Source organism: Salinirubellus litoreus, from assembly GCF_037335815.1.
In the GTDB taxonomy this organism is placed as follows: domain Archaea; phylum Halobacteriota; class Halobacteria; order Halobacteriales; family Haloarculaceae; genus Salinirubellus; species Salinirubellus litoreus.
The window spans coordinates 3,515,177-3,530,424 of the sequence record NZ_CP147841.1; the positions used below are offsets into that span (position 1 = coordinate 3,515,177).

Genomic DNA, 15,248 nt, shown 5'->3' on the forward strand with positions numbered 1-15,248 from the left:
CCACTCCGGATCCCGTTCCGTGGCCCGATAGCTTAGAACTGGTACTCGTCGACGCCGTCGGGACGGTCCCGGTCGTCGCGCCCGTCCCGCTCTCGTTTCTCCCCGCCCATCTCGGCGAAGCACTCCGTGCAGATCCCGTGACCGTCGTCGTAGTGGACCGCACAGACGAGGCGACCACAGCGGTCACAGCCGTCCTCGACCTCCCGCTGCTCACATATCTCACAGAGGCCCGATACGCTCATGTGAACACGTAACGAGCGAGCCGGTTTGAACCCTCGGCCTGCGCCCGCGGGCCCGCGGAGATGCGCCGCGTCCGAGAGCCTTACAACCCCGTAGCGTCTACAGCCGGTCGTGAAGAACGAGCGGCTGGTCCTCGCGCTCGCCGCGGTGTTCGCCGGGATGACCGTCCTGATGGTCGTCCTGGCGGCAGCGTTCCGCGACCCCGTCCCGCTGCTGGTCGCGCTCCCGCTCGGAGCGGCGACCTACTTCTTCTGGTACCACGCGACGGGCCGGGTCGCCACCGGCATCTACGACCGCGTCGAGCGCCAGGCCCGACGGAACGCCTCGACCGACGGCGGGAGCGGCGGGTTCGGCGCTGGTCCCCGCGAGGACTGGAACCCTCCGGGCGGGGAGGACCGCTGGGAGCGCGTCCGCGAGGCCAGGCAACGCGCCCAGGGGGCGAGCCGAACCGCACGCGGCGGTCGACGCGCGTACGACGGGCGGTCGCGCTCGGCGGGCACGGAGCCGGGGGCGAATTCGGGTCCGAGCCCGGCCGAGGCCCGCCGCGTGCTCGGCGTCGAACCCGAGGCGGACGCCTCGACCATCCGTCGGGCCTACCGCGAGCGGGCGAAGGAGACCCACCCCGACACCGAGGACGGCGACGAGGCGGCGTTCAAGCGGGTCAACGCCGCCTACGAGCGACTCTCGGACTGACTCGACTACCGGGGGCAGGGGTTTGATACGCCGGGCAGTCGCAGATCGACCATGGCCGAGTCGCCTCCCCTGCCGCCGCTCGCCGTCGACATCGACGGGACGCTCACGGACGACCGGCGTCGGCTCGACCACCGCGTTCCGTCGCTGCTCCGGAAGTGGGCCGACGCCGCCCCGGTCGTCGTGGCGACGGGCAAGGCGCTCCCCTACCCGGTCGCGCTCTGTGAGTTCCTCGGCATCCCGACCACCGTCGTCGCCGAGAACGGCGGCGCGGCGTACGTCGAACGGACGGACGAACTCCGATTCGTGGGTGACCGGCGGGCGGCCGAGGCCGTCGCCGAGGAGTACGCGGCCGCGGGACACTCGCTCGGGTGGGGCGAGGTCGACCTGCCGAACCGGTGGCGCGAGACGGAACTGGCGGTCTCGCGCGAGCAACCCCTGGAGCCCCTCGAAGGGATCGCTGCCCGGCACGGTCTCGAGGTCGTCGACACGGGCTTTGCCTACCACGTCAAGTCACCCGACGTCGACAAGGCGAAGGGCCTGACAGCGGTGGCGGACGCCCTCGGAATCGAGGTCGAGTCGTTCGCCGCGATCGGTGACTCGGCGAACGACGTCGGGATGCTGGAGCGAGCACGCATCTCCTACGCGGTGGCGAACGCCGACGAGGCCGCACGGGAGGCGGCCGACCACGTGACCGACGGGACGTACGGCGACGGGTTCATCGAGGCGGCCGAGCGGATACGGGCCGGCGTGGACTGAGGATCGGAGAACGCTGTGGGTCGATGCCAGGGTGATTACCGTTACGCGATCGCGGACTGGCTCCGGGATAGGGTGGGACTGAAAGGGGCCGCTGGCTGGACGACGGAGGACGACGCAAGCACCGTGGTTCGAGAGACGCTTTGCGTCTCTCGTCACTGAGCGAATCGGAGATTCGCGAGGTCTGCGAACGCTTCGCGTTCGCCCGATCACGAAACGGCGGAGCCGTTTCGAACGACAGCGAAGCGAGGAGCGCAGCGAGTCACCCGAGTCCAGCCAGCGGGGGTTTTCGAGTCGTTGCTGTGTCTATTATCTGTAGTAGGGAACAGTTCGAAAGTCCCACCCTACCGTACGTCCGAACGAACGGTACGGACCTGGACACGACTCCTTCGCAACCACGAACCGTCCCTCACCCGCCACGTCCCGACCCCGCCCGTTTTTGCCGTCCCGTCCCCGAGGTGCGTGTATGACAGACGTCTCAGAGAGCGGATTCAAGGAGGTGACACGCGTGGACGACGCCCGGACACGGCTCCGCGAGGCCGTCACCCCACACGGGCGGACCGAGCGCGTCACGCTCCACGCCGCGGAGGGGCGCGCACTCGCCGAGCCGATACGCGCGAGCCGCGACGTGCCCCACTACGCCCGGGCGGCGATGGACGGGTGGGCGGTCCGGGCAGAGGACACGTTCGGCGCGGGCGACCGTTCGCCCGCCGTCCTCCGGGAGACCGACCGCGAGGGGCCCGTCTCGAAGGGCGAGGCGGCGCGGGTCCACACCGGGAGCGAACTCCCCGAGGGTGCCGACGCGGTCGTGATGGTCGAGCACACCGATCGGTTCGGCGAGGAGGTCGAGGTGTTCGACGCCGTCGCCGGGGGAGAGAACGTGGCCCCGCCCGGCGAGGACGTCGCCGCCGACCAGCCGCTGTACGAGGCCGGTCATCGGTTACGACCCTCGGACCTGGGCCTGCTGAAGGCCACCGGCGTCCGCGAGGTCGAGGTGTACGACCGTCCGACCGTGGGCGTGATCCCGACCGGCGAGGAGCTCGTGCAGGGCGACCCCGAACCGGGTGAGGTGGTCGAGACGAACGGGCTGACCGTCTCGCGCTACGTCGAGCGCTGGGGCGGGGCGGCGACCTACCGCGACGTGGTGACCGACGAGGCGTCGGCGCTCCGGGCCGCCATCGAGCGCGACCTGACGAAGGACGTCGTCGTCACGACCGGGGGATCCTCGGTCGGGGAGCGCGACCTCGTCCCGGAGGTCGTCGACGGACTGGGCGAGGTTCTGGTCCACGGCGTCGCACTGAAACCGGGCCACCCCGCCGCGCTGGGGGTGGTCGAGGACACACCCGTGCTGATGCTCCCGGGGTATCCCGTCGCGTGCATCGTCAACGCCGTCCAGTTCCTCCGGCCGGTCATGAACTGGGTCGGGAACTACCCGCTCTCCGAGCACCCGACCGGCGAGGCCCGCCTGTCGAGGAAGATCGCCAGCGAGCCGGGCGTCCGCACGTTCGCCCGGGTGTCACTGGAAACTGACGACGCGGGCGAACGGGTCGCCACCCCGACACGGGCCTCCGGATCGGGCGTCCTGTCGAGCGTCGCACTGGCGGACGGCTGGGTGGTCGTCCCCGAGGGAACCGAAGGATACGACGAGGGAGCGACTGTCGACGTGGAGGACTGGGAGTACTATGCGTAAGCTACCCACGACTGGAGTCGTAGGCTTTCTCCCGCAGCGGGGTTTCGGCCCACGATTAGTCCGCCGTCGAAGGCTCGGCTTCTTAGTCCCGTCCTCGTTCCGGCGTGGGCGCATTTGTGATGCCTCCCACTCCGACCGGGACGAGGAGTGTCCCGCCGATTTAATTCCCGGTGTTCTCGCGCTCTACCCTCGAACGAGGGACGTGAGTCGAACCCGCTCGCGGTCATCGTCCCCGAGTTCGGGGCCGGCCTACTCACGGCCCGTACTGACCGACACTTGTGGCAGGCCAGCACTACCATGAAATATGACCAACACACAACTAAACGTATCGCTCACGTTCGGAAACCGGACGGTCGGAAGAAATCCACTGCCCGATCTGATGTCGGACATCTATCACGATTAACGTCGTGGGGTTCCACCTCGTATGCCATCTGATCGAAAGCAGTTCCGTGACCTGGCACCGCCCGAGGAGGCACACGAGGCTATCGCGTCGCTCGACCTCGAACCCGGGACCGAGGCGATCCCGCTGGAGGAGGCCCGGGGGCGCGTACTCGCCGAGCGGGTCGACGCGGAACTCGACGTCCCGGGGTTCGACCGGGCGAGCGTCGATGGCTACGCGCTCCGGGCCGAGGACACCTTCGGGGCCGACGAGGCCGACCCCGCGCGGCTCGAACTCGCCGGGGTCGTCCACGCCGGCGAGCGCCCGGACGTCGAGGTCGAACCCGGAACCTGTGCGGAGATATCGACCGGAGCCGTGGTGCCGCCCGGCGCGGACGCGGTGGTGATGGTCGAGCGAACGGACCGCGTCTCGCGAAGCGAGACGGATAGCGCGAACGGGGAACCCGTGAGCGACAGGGAGGGCGAGGACGTCCTCGTCCGCACGTCGCTCGCGCCGGGCGACCGCATCATGTTCGCCGGCGCGGACGTCGCGGCGGGCGAGCGTGCGCTCGGACCGGGAACCGAGCTCACGGCCCGCGAGGTCGGCCTGCTCTCGGCGCTCGGGGTGAGCGACGTCCCCGTCCGAGAACGGCCGAAGGTGGCGATCATCTCGACCGGCGACGAACTCGTCCGCCCCGGTGAGGAACTCGACAGCGACGCCGGGGAGATCTACGACGTGAACAGCTACACCGTCGCGACGGGCGTCGAGGAGGCGGGCGGCGTGGCCGAGCTCTACCCCCACGCCGGCGACGACTACGAGGAGATGGAGCGGATCCTCACCGAGGCCGCCGCGGAGTGTGACCTCGTGCTCTCCTCGGGATCGACGTCGGCGTCGGCGGTCGACGTCATCTACCGGGTCATCGAGGACTCGGGCGAGCTGCTGTTACACGGTGTCGCCGTGAAGCCGGGCAAGCCGATGCTGATCGGGACCGTCGGGGACTCGGCGTACGTCGGGCTCCCGGGATATCCCGTCTCGGCGCTCACCATCTTCCGGACGTTCGTCGCGCCCGCGATCCGGCAGGCGGCGGGTCTCCCGGAGCCCCGGACGGCGACCGTCGCGGGTGAGATGGCCGTCGAGGAGCGCTACGCGGAGGGACGGCTCCGGCTGATGCCCGTCGGTCTAGTGGAAGACGAAAGCGGGGAGACACTCGTCTACCCCGTCGACAAGGGCTCGGGCGCGACCACCTCGCTCGTGGAGGCCGATGGCGTCGTCGAGGTCCACCCCGACACGGAGTACCTCGCGGCGGGCGAACGCGTGGAGGTGCGGCTGTTCTCGCCCGACGTTCGCCCGCCGACGGTGTTCGGCGTCGGCGAGGACGATCCCGCGCTCTCGCGGCTCCTCGACCGACTCGACAGGCCCCGCTACCTCGCGCTCGGCTCGCGGGAGGGGCTCCGCCGGCTCCGCAACGGCGTCCCGGACGTGGCGGTCACCTCCGCGCCCGGCGAGGTCGGCTTCGACGCCGAGGTCCTGGGGACCTGGACCCGCGAGTGGGGTCTGGTCGTACCCTCCGGGAACCCCGACGGGGTCGAGGGGCTCGGCGATCTCGTCGACCGGGACCTGCGCTTCGTCAATCGAACCTCGAACTCCGGACTCCGGACGACGCTCGGAAACGCGCTCGCGGACCTCGCCGCAGAGCGGGGCGTCGAGCGCCACGATCTCGTCGAGGCCATCGACGGGTTCGACGCGGGCGTTCGAGCCCACGAGTCGCCGGCGAGACGGGTGCTCGCGGGGAAGGCCGACGCCGGCCTCGGCCTGCGGGCGACGGCCGAGGCGCTCGGTGCCGGGTTCGTCCCGGTGGGCGAGGAAGAGGTCCGCGTCCTCGGGAACCCCGAGCGGACGGGGAAGGAGGGAATCGAGAGGCTCCGCGAGGCGATCTCGGAGGCGACGGACCTGCTCGATTCGCTCGCCGGCTACGGGCGGTAGCCGCTACTCGGTCCCCGCTTCGGCCCCGCTAGAGTCCCTCCCGTCGAGCGCCTCGACGACCGCCCTGAAGAGCGGGAGCGCCCGCTTCGCTGCGACGCCGTCGTCGAGGAACACCACGGTCTTCGGGGGGTTGCCGGCCTTCGGTCGCGTCCGGAGGCCGGCCCGCCGCCCGGCGTCCGCGGCGGCGTCGGGTGCCTCGCGGAACTCGATCCGGGTGCGGTCGTCGTGGACGTGGACGTCGGCGATCCGCAGGCTCCCGGAGTCGATGCGCGCGTCGACGCCGAACGCGAACTCGCCGACCGGGCACCCCTCGACGTCCCGGACGTCGACGACGGCGAGCCGACCGAGCGGACCGCGCTCGCGTCCGCGCACCTCGCTCGCGAGCAACTGGGCGATGCGCCGCCCGTCGGCGATGCGTTCGTCGACCATCAGCCCTCGGCCTCCAGTTCGGCGAGCGCCCGCTCCGCGAGCGCGTCGACGTCGATACCCTGCCGCCGGGCGTAGAGTACGCCGACGGCCTCGACGGTCAGCCCGAGGTCGGACTGGAGGCGGTTGACGGCGGCGACGGCCTCCTGTTTCTCGTGGCCCGCGTCGGTGAGCGCGTCGAGGACGCGCTCGAACGTCGAGCGCCGCTGGACGACCGACTCCTCGGGGGTGAACCCCTCGGGGATGGACGCCTCGCGTGGCTCGAAGGTGGCGACGAGCGAGTCGGCGTCGCCCCGCTCGACGAGCCCCTCCGAGATGGCGACGTCCACCACGCGGCGGGCCTGCTCGGGCGTGAACCACCCGCGTTTCATCGAGAGGTCGACGATGAAGTCGCTCTCGGTGACCCGCTCGCGACCCTCCCGGCGGAACGGCGCGGCGACGACGACCCGGAGGCTCATAGCCGGGAGTCTACCGCCCGGGACAAGTATTGGTCGGTCGCATCCGTGCTATCCGACCACGACCGTCCCCGTCATGCCCGAACTCTCGTGGGGGACACACAAGTACTCGTAGGTCCCCGGGGTATCGAAGGTGTGCTCGTAGCTCTCCCCGGCGGCGATCAGTCCGCCCTGGACGTCGTTCCGGGCAGCACGCTCGGCCTCGAACCCGCCGCTGGCGAAGTAGGCCGCGCGCTCGGGAATCCCCGCCTCGTAGGCGGTCACCGTGTGTCCGACGTCGCTGTCGTTCACCCACCGGACGGTCGTCTCGGGGACGATCCGAACCCGTTCGGGAGAGAACGCGAAATCCTCGGCCATCGAGACGTGCTTCGAGTCGCCGGACACGCCTCCGCCGAGACAGCCGGCGGTGGCCGAGAGGGCGAGCGCGGCCCCTCCGAGACGGAGGACGCGTCGGCGGTACATGGACTGGGGATACGGCGAGACGATTAAAGTGCGACGAAGAGGTCCGTCGCGTACATCACCACGACGCCGACGAGGAACGTCACGAGGTTGAGCGCCGTCCCGACGCGGCCCTGCCGCCCCACCAGGTCGCGCAGTTCGAGGACGACCTGAAGGATGGCCCCGACGCCGATAGCGAGGAACAGCGCGCCGAGCGTCGGCGAGAACGCGAGACTGCCGATCCAGCCACCGAGAATGACGGGTGCGCCGGCGATGGCACCCAGCGCGACGAAGTGACCGAGGGACGGGCGCGACCCGCGGGCGACGGGGGCGACCACCGCGGGACCCTCGGTCACGTTGTGGAGCATGAATCCGAGGACGAGGAACGCGCCGAGCGAGACGCGTCCGAGCGCGAACGAGCTCCCGATGGCGAGCCCCTCGGCGAGGTTGTGCAGGCCGATCCCCACCGCGACGAGGTAGGCCACCCAGAGGCCGCTGCTCGCGCGCGAGTCGCCCGCCTCGGCCCGGCCCCGCCGCCACGCGCTGACCGACTGGACCAGCAGGAGCGCCCCGACGACGCCGAGGACGACGAGGATGAGCCCGTCGAACGCGCCCGGTATCCGCTCGGTCAGCTCGATGGCCTCGATACCGGCGTCGAGCGCGAGGAACACCAGTATGCCCGCGGAGAACGCGAGCACGGCGTGGAGCGCCCGGTCGCTCATCGATTGCAGGAACGGGAACCAGAGCATCCCCAGGACGACGGGGATGACGCCGACGAACACGCCCACCACCGCGAGCGTCAGGAGGACGCTCCCGGAGAGTCCGGGCGAGACCTGCGGCGCGACGATGGTGTGGTGGACGGTCGCGCCGTCAGAGAGGACGAGCGCCGTCTCGAGGTCCCAGCCGGGGTTCCAGTGGTAGGGGATCACGACGCGAGCGGTCTCCAGAGCCGCGAGCGTGGCGTCGCCGCCCGACCCCTCGACGGTGAAGTCCCAGTACGCGTCGTTGACCAGCACCTGCGAGACCGTCACATCGCCCGGACCGTTGTTCGTGACGTGCAGGATTATCGTCTCGTCGTTCGGCAGACTGGCGTACGAGACCGTCACGTCGGGGAGCGGCTCGCCGCCGGACTCGAGCTCGGCGAACGGGTTCGCGAGGAAGAACCCCGCGAGGACGACGGCGAGCAGGAGGATCGGCAGGGCGGCGGCCACCCACCGCGGGAGACCGAGCGGCCGATCGCGGGCGACGACCGTGCCCCCGTCGCTCTCCTTCGTCCGCTCGCGATTCGCCTCCGTCCCGCCGTCCCGGGGTCGTTTGCTCATCTCAGACCACCTCGAAGAAGCTCATCCAGCCCAGTTCGGCGAACTCGGACTGGTGGGCGTGGAACATGTACAGTCCCGGCTCGTGGTCGGAGTAGTCCAGTTCGATGATCCCCCGCTGGGCCTGGCACTGCATCACCGTGTCCACCCGCTTGCTGGTGGGCAGGAGCGTCGTCCCGTGGTCGTAGTAGTCGAAGAACTGCGAGTGGGTGTGAAACGAGTTGATCGGGTCGAACTCGATGGTGTTGATCAGGTAGACCCGCTGTGGACGCTGACCGTCGATCCGGATCGGACGAACCGTCTCGCCGGCCGCCCACTCGCCCTTCCCGTTCGTCCTCCCGACGCCGTAGCCGAACGCGCGGGTGTTGGCGGCGTAGACCTCGTTGTCGCCGTCGAAGTTCGTGTCGAAGCCGTTCATCACCATCACCATCTCGTTCACGTCGGCGTTCGCGTCGGACTCGTGGTTGCGCGATTCGGCCCGCGCGACGAGCTCCTCGCGGAGTTCGGCGGTGATCTGCGAGGCGTGGAAGCCGCAGTACTCCTCGGGGCGCGCCGCGACGCGCTCGGGGTCCGGGTCGATTATCATCGCGCCGTAGAGCCCGCGGTGGATGTGTTCCTTCAGGGGGAGCGAGTGACAGTGGTAGAAGTGGACGCCCGCAGGCTGGGCGAGCCACTCGTAGGTGAACGACTCGCCCGTGTCGAGCACCCCCGGGCCGTTCTGCGGGATGCCGTCCATCCGCGGGTTCAGGTTTCGCAGGTGCGGGTGGATGGTGTGGGCGTGTCGGCCGAGGTTCTCGAACTCGACTCGGACGAGGTCGCCCTCGACGGCGCGCAGCGTCGGACCCGGGACCTGGCCGTTGTAGGCCCACGCGGGGAACTCGATGCCCGGCGCGATGGTCACGGTCGTATCGACCGCGGTGAGGGTGAACTCCCGTACCGTGCGCTCGACCCCGTCGACGGTCTCCCGGTAGACGTCCTGCGGGACGTTCTCCTGACCTCCCTCCCCCGTATTGAACTGGTAGAGGTACTCGTGGGGATCGAAGGCGAGGTCGGCGTACTCCCCCTTCGATCCGAAGTTCCCGTGGGTGCTGTCCTCGTCGTGGGCCGCGATCGCGTGCGATCCCTCGTCCGCGCTTCCGAGGCCGGCGAGCGCCGCCCCGCCGGCGATACCGAGCCCACCGAGGACCGCTCTGCGAGTGACACCGGCATCATCGGCGATGGAGTCGACGAGTCGGGACTGGAGCCGCTCGGTCAGGTCGGCCGCCCGGCCGTAGTCGAGCGACGTCACCTCACCACCCCGTGTATCGACGCCGATCTCCGGACGTCCGCCGTCCCGTGCCGGGGTCGGCCGGCGACGGAACCCGGTTACTGAGGGCCGATATGGTGGGCTCTCGCCCCGTCCAGCCGGCCTGTTTTGGTGTTCGCATGAGCGAAGATTAGACGTATCTAATGAAATACTTTGTGTAGGCAAATAGAAGGAGGTTCGAGCAGCCACGGTGCCCGTCGCGAGCGGCGCTCTCGAGTCGAGCGGGAGTCGAACGATTGAAGGCCACGAGCCTCCCTCTCTGGAATATGAAGAGCCACGCGCGTTCGGGGACGAAGCGAACCGGCGGTCGACGGCGGAACGTCAGGAAGAAGCGCAAGTCCGAACTCGGCAGCTCGCCGACGGAGACCCGGGTCGGCGACCGTAGCCTGAAGACGGTCGAGACCCGCGGCGGTAACACGAAGACCCGCGCGCTCCAGACCGACGTGGCGAACGTCGCCACGGACGACGGGGTCGTCAGCGCGACCATCGAGAACGTCGTCGAGAACGACGCCAACCCGAACTACATCCGCCGGAACATCGTCACCCGCGGCGCGGTCATCGACACCTCCGAGGGGCGCGCCCGCGTCACCTCCCGGCCCGGCCAGGACGGCCAGGTCAACGCGGTCCTGGTGGAGTAGCGACCCCCGCCGGAGACCGAGCGTTTTTCCCTCCTGCCCGACCCACCGCGAGTAATGAGTTCCACGGACCCGGACGCCGACGCCGAGGCGGATCCGGCCACACGCGGCCAGGAGGCTGCGTACGACCACGACTACGCCGAGCTGGGGCTGGTCGCCGGGCTGGAGATCCACCAGCAGCTCGACACCGCGAGCAAGCTGTTCTGTGACTGCCCGACCGAGCGACGCGATCCCGGGGCGTCGATCCGGTCGTTCACCCGCTATCTCCACCCGACGAAGAGCGAACTCGGCGAGCTCGACGAGGCCGCCGTAGAGGAATCCCGCGTCGACCGCGAGTTCGAGTACCTCGCGTTCGACACGACCTGTCTCGTCGAGGAGGACGACGAGCCGCCCCACCGCCTCGACCGCGAGGCGCTCGAGGTGACCCTCGAGATCGCCAAACTTCTCGACATGGAGGTGGTCGATCGAGCCCACCTCATGCGGAAGATCGTCGTCGACGGGTCGAACACCTCCGGGTTCCAGCGCTCGACGCTCGTCGCCACGGATGGGGAGATCGAGACGAGCGACGGTCCCGTCTCGGTCACCGATATGCTGCTCGAGGAGGAGTCGGCGGCCCGCATCGAGGAGACCGAGGACGGTGTCCGGTGGGGCCTCGACCGGCTCGGGATCCCGCTGGTGGAGATCGGCACCGGCCCCGACATCCGCTCGCCCGAGCAGGCCCGCGAGGCCGCCGAGCGGATCGGGATGCTCCTTCGCTCGACCGGGCAGGTGAAGCGGGGGCTCGGGACGATCCGGCAGGACGTGAACGTCTCGATCGCGGAGGGTGCCCGCATCGAGATGAAGGGCGTCCAGGCGCTCGACGAGATCGAGGACCTCGTCCGGATGGAGGTCCACAGACAGGTCCGCCTGCTCGAGATCGCGGAGGAGCTCGGCGAGCGCGAGGCATCCGTGGGCGACCCGCGGGACGTCACGGAGGTCTTCGCGGACACCGACAGTGGGGTCATCGCCTCCGCGTCGGCGGTGACGGCCGTCCCGCTCTACGGGTTCGCCGGGCTCGTCGGGAGCGAGATACAGCCCGACCGCCGCCTCGGAACGGAGTTCTCTGACCACGCGAAGCGCCACGGTGCGGGCGGTATCTTCCACACCGACGAACTGCCCGCCTACGGCGTCACCGCCGAGGAGGTCGCTGACCTGAAGGCGGCCGTCGACGCCGGGGAGGGCGACGCGGTGGCGCTCGTCGCCGCCTCCGGGGAGGTCGCCGAGCAGTCCATCGAGGCGGTCGCCGACCGCTCACGGGTGGCGATGGAGGGCGTCCCCGAGGAGACGCGCGGCGCGAACGAGGACGGCACCTCGCGGTACCTCCGGCCGCTCCCCGGGGCGGCGCGGATGTACCCCGAGACGGACGTCCCGCCGGTCGAACCCGATCCGACCGAAGTGGAGACGCCCGAACTGCTGACCGAGAAGGTCGAGCGCTACCAGGCGGAGTACGGCCTCGACGCCGGCCTGGCCGAGCAGGTCGCCTACGGCCGACGGATGCCGGTCTTCGAGACGGCCGTCGAGCGCGGCGTCGATCCCACCCTGGCCGCGGGCACCCTGGAGTCGACGCTGACCGAGCTCCGGCGGGACGACGTCCCCGTCGAGGACCTCACCGACGAGGTGCTGCTGGACGTGCTCGCGCTGGTCGCGGCGGACGACCTCGCCAAGGAGGGGGTCGACGAGGTGCTGCGGGTGCTCGCCGAGAACCCCGAGATGGACGCCGAGGCGGCCGTCGAGGAGGCCGGGCTCGCGGGCGTCGACGAGAGCGAGGTCCGCGAGGCCGTCGTCGAGGTGGTCGAACGCAACGCCGACCAGGTCGAGGCCGAGGGGATGGGCGCGTTCTCGGCGCTGATGGGCGAGGCGATGGGGGCGCTCCGCGGGAAGGCCGACGGCGAGGTCGTCAGCGAGGTCCTCCGCGAGGAGATCGGCAAGCGAAGCTAATCCTCGGAGTCCTCGACGAGCCGCTCGGGGTGTTCGAGAAGTCCCGAGGCCCGCCGGAGCAGTCCGCGGAGCGTGCTGACCTCCCGACCGGTCGGGTGGGCCCGGCCGAGCACCCGCCGGAACATACGGGTCGTCTTCGCCCGCTTGCCCTCGGGGTGATTGATATTCCCGAGGAACCGCTCGAACTCCCCGTAAAGCCCCTCGATCTCGCGCTCGGTGGCCCGCTCGTGGATCGAATCGGGGTGCTGAGTGTCGTCGAGGGTGAGCTCGCGGAGCTCGTAGAGGACGACCGTCGCGGCCTGCCCGAGGTTGAGAACCGGGTAGTCGGCGCCGGCGGGCACAGAGCAGATCTCGTCCAGTCGCGCGAGTTCGTCGTTCGTGAGACCGACGCGCTCGCGTCCGAAGACGAGACAGGTGTCGGCATCGACCCCGCCGAGCGAGTCGGCGAGCTCCCGTGGGGTTCGGAAGGGGTAGCGCACGTGGCTGGTCTCGTCCTCGTTAGTGACGGCCGTGCAGCCGACCGTGTGGAAGCGCTCGACTAGGTAGTCGAACTCGACCTCGCGGGCGTCCGGCAGGACGTCCTCGCGGGCGTGGCCGGCGAACCCGTAGGCCTCCCCCTCCGGGTCGAGCTCCGGGGGATCGACGAGGTAGAGATCCGAGACGCCGAAGTTCTTCATCGCCCGGGCGATGGTCCCGACGTTCCCCGGCGTTTCGGCACCGACGACGGCGACGGAGAGCGAGCCGACCATGATCGGCATAGTCGAAGCGCCGAGAAAAGCGCCACGTTCTGCCGTTGGGCGTGCAGACGGTGGCTGTTCGCTGCTCGCGGGTCGCTCCGTTCTCAGCCGGTCGTCCGAGGCATTCGCTGACGCTCGCGCCTCACGCCCCCCGCTCACGGCTCCGAGGCCGCGATCGCTCGTTCGCTCCCCGCGGCCTCGCTACCCACGAGTCGGTGCCACCGCGCTACCACGGACCGACCCGCGCGGTCTTCAGATCACGGGGGTGAGTGGTCCCGTCCCGGTACAAGAAGCTACGGGCGTTCAGATGTCGAGGTCGTCGATCGCGACACCCATCTCGTCGAGCTTCTCGTCGTCGAGCTCCGCCAGCTCCTCCTCCAGCGACGGCATCTCGACGTCGGGATCGGGCTGGGGGATCGAGTCGGGGTCGGTGTCGACGTGCTCCATTCCGGCGTACCCCTCGGGGGCGCGGTTGCCGTCGGCGAACCACTCGTGGAAGCGGTCCTTGAACTCGGGCGAGCCCGCGAGGTCGCGCCCGCCGGCCTCGCGGAACCAGTAGAGGAAGTCCCGTTCGTGGGGGTTACAGAGCACGACCTCGTCGAGCGGCTCGCCGTAGACGACGCGGGCGACCCGGCACTGCTCGATGTCCTCGTCGCCGTGGATCAGCCAGCAGGCGTCACACGGCTGGCCGGCGATGACCGTCAGCCTGACCAGCCGCTGGCGGGTCTCCTCGGGGAGTTCGCGGAGCGGACGCATCTCGCCCGACTCGTCGAACACCTCCTCCTCGTCGAAGCGCCACCCCCGCAGCGCGATGCTGACCTTGCCCATGTCCCGACTACCGCGGCGGAGTAGAAAAGGGCCGCGAGTCCCGCCCGCCGTCCGTTCGGCGTCCCTCGTGCCGGTACCGGCCGTTACTTGTGGGCTCGAAGAGCAGTTACGGTATGCGAACTGTCGACGCCGCCGGCCTGCGGATCGGCGACGATCATCCGCCCCGGATCATGGGCGTTCTGAACGTCTCCGCGGAGTCCCCCTACGAGCCGAGCGTCTTCGACGATCCCGCCGAAGCCGCCACCTACGTCGACGAACGGCTCGTCGGCGAGGGCGCGGACATCGTGGACGTCGGGCTGGAGTCGGCGAACAAGCGGTTCGACGTCCTCCCGGTCGAGGCCGAACTCGACCGTCTGGGGACCGCCGTCGAGACCATCGAGTCGGTGTCGGGCGACGCGGTGTTCTCGATCGAGACGCGTTACCACGAGGTCGCCGAGGCGGCCCTCGACGCCGGCTTCGACATGGTCAACGACATCTGCGGATTCGCCGACCCCGAGATGCCCCGCGTCTGTGCGGAGTACGACGCCGCCGTCGCGAAGATGGCCTCGCCGCCCGACCTCGAACGGCCGGGTGCGATCGAGGACCCGGACGACATCTACGAGGCGCTCTCGCACAACGGGTTCACCGAGAAGACCATCGTCGACCCGGCGTTCGGCGGCTGGTCGGAGGCCAAGACCCTCAAGGACGACCGCGAGACGTTCCGTAGACTCCGCGAGTTCCGCGCCTACGGTCGGCCGATGCTCGTCTCGATCAACCGGAAGAACTTCCTGCGGGAGATCGCCGGACGCGAGACCGAGGAGGCCCTTCCCGTGTCCCTGGCGGCGACGTCGATGGCCGTCGAGCGGGGGGCACACGTGATCCGCACCCACGACGTGGCCGAGACGCGCGACGCCGCCCTCGTCGGTTACGAGTTCGCCCGCGACCGGCTGGTCGGGGAGATCGGGGTCGAGGAACTCGACGTAACGACCGTCGACGAGGCCCGACGGTACGTCGACCGCATCGAGGGCTCTCCGGGTCACGCCGAGGAGATGGTCGTCAGGGTGTTCGAACTCTCCGGGCTCTCCCGCCCCGCCGTCGAGGCCGTTCCCGACGGGCTCCCCGTCGGAGCGGTGTTCGTTCCCGGCGAGGACGGCGGCCTCCTCTACGGGACCGTCGCGGCGCTCCACGCGGTTGAGCCGGATCGGGTGGGCGAGGACGCGGCCGCCGCGCTCCGGGCGGTCCGGTCGGCAGTCCGATAGATGGGCTCGTCGTTCGTCGTCACCCCCGGTGGGGCCGGAAAGCCGGCCGCTCGACCCGTCGACTCACGACCGTCCGTGAGGACGATACCCCACTGCGTCCGCCGTGGAGCGCCGAGAGCGTCAGACGAGGGCCCGACGCGACGAGAAAACT

At 70.1% G+C, this 15,248-nt stretch carries 15 protein-coding genes; 7 read left to right on the forward strand and 8 right to left on the reverse strand.

Features of this window, described 5'->3' with window-relative positions:
• Positions 1-32 precede the first annotated feature (32 nt).
• Complete coding sequence (locus WDJ58_RS17530) at positions 33-242, reverse strand: hypothetical protein (protein WP_338914594.1); 210 nt, start codon at positions 240-242, stop codon at positions 33-35.
• A 109-nt stretch (positions 243-351) separates the two neighbouring features.
• Here WDJ58_RS17530 and WDJ58_RS17535 point away from each other — a divergent pair, with 109 nt between their 5' ends.
• From WDJ58_RS17535 to WDJ58_RS17550, 4 genes are all read left to right on the forward strand, one after another.
• On the forward strand, positions 352-933 hold the full coding sequence (locus WDJ58_RS17535) for a J domain-containing protein (RefSeq protein WP_338914595.1): 582 nt from the start codon (positions 352-354) through the stop codon (positions 931-933).
• A gap of 51 nt (positions 934-984) precedes the next feature.
• Positions 985-1,689: a phosphoglycolate phosphatase gene (locus WDJ58_RS17540; protein ID WP_338914596.1), complete on the forward strand. Its 705-nt coding sequence runs from the start codon at positions 985-987 to the stop codon at positions 1,687-1,689.
• 463 nt (positions 1,690-2,152) lie between these two features.
• The gene (gene glp / locus WDJ58_RS17545) at positions 2,153-3,376 is read left to right on the forward strand and encodes a gephyrin-like molybdotransferase Glp (RefSeq protein WP_338914597.1); all 1,224 of its coding nucleotides are present in this window, start codon (positions 2,153-2,155) and stop codon (positions 3,374-3,376) included.
• Between the two features lie 424 nt (positions 3,377-3,800).
• On the forward strand, positions 3,801-5,738 hold the full coding sequence (locus WDJ58_RS17550; RefSeq protein WP_338914598.1) for a molybdopterin biosynthesis protein: 1,938 nt from the start codon (positions 3,801-3,803) through the stop codon (positions 5,736-5,738).
• A gap of 3 nt (positions 5,739-5,741) precedes the next feature.
• Here WDJ58_RS17550 and WDJ58_RS17555 read toward each other — a convergent pair whose 3' ends face one another.
• From WDJ58_RS17555 to WDJ58_RS17575, 5 genes are read right to left on the reverse strand one after another with little or no spacing between them, the layout of a single operon-like run.
• Positions 5,742-6,167: a hypothetical protein gene (locus WDJ58_RS17555; protein WP_338914599.1), complete on the reverse strand. Its 426-nt coding sequence runs from the start codon at positions 6,165-6,167 to the stop codon at positions 5,742-5,744.
• Entirely contained in the window at positions 6,167-6,622 is a 456-nt protein-coding gene (locus WDJ58_RS17560; RefSeq protein ID WP_338914600.1) for a DUF2240 family protein, read from the reverse strand. The genes WDJ58_RS17555 and WDJ58_RS17560 overlap by 1 nt, the downstream gene beginning before the upstream one ends.
• 48 nt (positions 6,623-6,670) lie before the next feature.
• Complete coding sequence (locus WDJ58_RS17565) at positions 6,671-7,081, reverse strand: plastocyanin/azurin family copper-binding protein (RefSeq protein WP_338914601.1); 411 nt, start codon at positions 7,079-7,081, stop codon at positions 6,671-6,673.
• 23 nt (positions 7,082-7,104) lie between these two features.
• Positions 7,105-8,379 carry a ZIP family metal transporter gene (locus WDJ58_RS17570; RefSeq protein WP_338914602.1) on the reverse strand — a complete coding sequence of 425 codons (1,275 nt, stop codon included), beginning with the start codon at positions 8,377-8,379 and terminating at the stop codon, positions 7,105-7,107.
• Position 8,380: 1 nt separating this feature from the next.
• The gene (locus WDJ58_RS17575) at positions 8,381-9,664 is read right to left on the reverse strand and encodes a multicopper oxidase domain-containing protein (RefSeq protein ID WP_338914603.1); all 1,284 of its coding nucleotides are present in this window, start codon (positions 9,662-9,664) and stop codon (positions 8,381-8,383) included.
• A gap of 284 nt (positions 9,665-9,948) precedes the next feature.
• Here WDJ58_RS17575 and WDJ58_RS17580 point away from each other — a divergent pair, with 284 nt between their 5' ends.
• Together WDJ58_RS17580 and gatE are read left to right on the forward strand one after the other, a co-directional pair.
• Positions 9,949-10,320, forward strand: a complete 372-nt coding sequence (locus tag WDJ58_RS17580) for a 30S ribosomal protein S8e (protein WP_338914604.1) — start codon at positions 9,949-9,951, stop codon at positions 10,318-10,320.
• 54 nt (positions 10,321-10,374) lie between these two features.
• The gene (gene gatE, locus WDJ58_RS17585; protein ID WP_338914605.1) at positions 10,375-12,294 is read left to right on the forward strand and encodes a Glu-tRNA(Gln) amidotransferase subunit GatE; all 1,920 of its coding nucleotides are present in this window, start codon (positions 10,375-10,377) and stop codon (positions 12,292-12,294) included.
• Here the strand turns inward: gatE and WDJ58_RS17590 are convergent.
• Both WDJ58_RS17590 and WDJ58_RS17595 read right to left on the reverse strand, forming a co-directional pair.
• Entirely contained in the window at positions 12,291-13,043 is a 753-nt protein-coding gene (locus WDJ58_RS17590; protein WP_338914606.1) for an RNA methyltransferase, read from the reverse strand. The genes gatE and WDJ58_RS17590 overlap by 4 nt on opposite strands.
• A 291-nt stretch (positions 13,044-13,334) precedes the next feature.
• Positions 13,335-13,859: a hypothetical protein gene (locus WDJ58_RS17595; RefSeq protein WP_338914607.1), complete on the reverse strand. Its 525-nt coding sequence runs from the start codon at positions 13,857-13,859 to the stop codon at positions 13,335-13,337.
• Between the two features lie 113 nt (positions 13,860-13,972).
• Between WDJ58_RS17595 and WDJ58_RS17600 the strand changes: the two genes are divergently transcribed.
• Positions 13,973-15,097: a dihydropteroate synthase gene (locus WDJ58_RS17600; protein ID WP_338914608.1), complete on the forward strand. Its 1,125-nt coding sequence runs from the start codon at positions 13,973-13,975 to the stop codon at positions 15,095-15,097.
• Positions 15,098-15,248 lie beyond the last annotated feature (151 nt).

Bases quoted from the DNA above. Each gene is read 5' to 3' on its own strand.
- WDJ58_RS17530 (WP_338914594.1), bottom strand. From the start codon at position 242: ATGAGCGTATCGGGCCTCTGTGAGATATGTGAGCAGCGGGAGGTCGAG.
- WDJ58_RS17540 (WP_338914596.1), top strand. From the start codon at position 985: ATGGCCGAGTCGCCTCCCCTGCCGCCGCTCGCCGTCGACATCGACGGG.
- glp (WP_338914597.1), top strand. From the start codon at position 2,153: ATGACAGACGTCTCAGAGAGCGGATTCAAGGAGGTGACACGCGTGGAC.
- WDJ58_RS17550 (WP_338914598.1), top strand. From the start codon at position 3,801: ATGCCATCTGATCGAAAGCAGTTCCGTGACCTGGCACCGCCCGAGGAG.
- WDJ58_RS17555 (WP_338914599.1), bottom strand. From the start codon at position 6,167: ATGGTCGACGAACGCATCGCCGACGGGCGGCGCATCGCCCAGTTGCTC.
- WDJ58_RS17560 (WP_338914600.1), bottom strand. From the start codon at position 6,622: ATGAGCCTCCGGGTCGTCGTCGCCGCGCCGTTCCGCCGGGAGGGTCGC.
- WDJ58_RS17565 (WP_338914601.1), bottom strand. From the start codon at position 7,081: ATGTACCGCCGACGCGTCCTCCGTCTCGGAGGGGCCGCGCTCGCCCTC.
- WDJ58_RS17570 (WP_338914602.1), bottom strand. From the start codon at position 8,379: ATGAGCAAACGACCCCGGGACGGCGGGACGGAGGCGAATCGCGAGCGG.
- WDJ58_RS17580 (WP_338914604.1), top strand. From the start codon at position 9,949: ATGAAGAGCCACGCGCGTTCGGGGACGAAGCGAACCGGCGGTCGACGG.
- gatE (WP_338914605.1), top strand. From the start codon at position 10,375: ATGAGTTCCACGGACCCGGACGCCGACGCCGAGGCGGATCCGGCCACA.
- WDJ58_RS17590 (WP_338914606.1), bottom strand. From the start codon at position 13,043: ATGGTCGGCTCGCTCTCCGTCGCCGTCGTCGGTGCCGAAACGCCGGGG.
- WDJ58_RS17595 (WP_338914607.1), bottom strand. From the start codon at position 13,859: ATGGGCAAGGTCAGCATCGCGCTGCGGGGGTGGCGCTTCGACGAGGAG.
- WDJ58_RS17600 (WP_338914608.1), top strand. From the start codon at position 13,973: ATGCGAACTGTCGACGCCGCCGGCCTGCGGATCGGCGACGATCATCCG.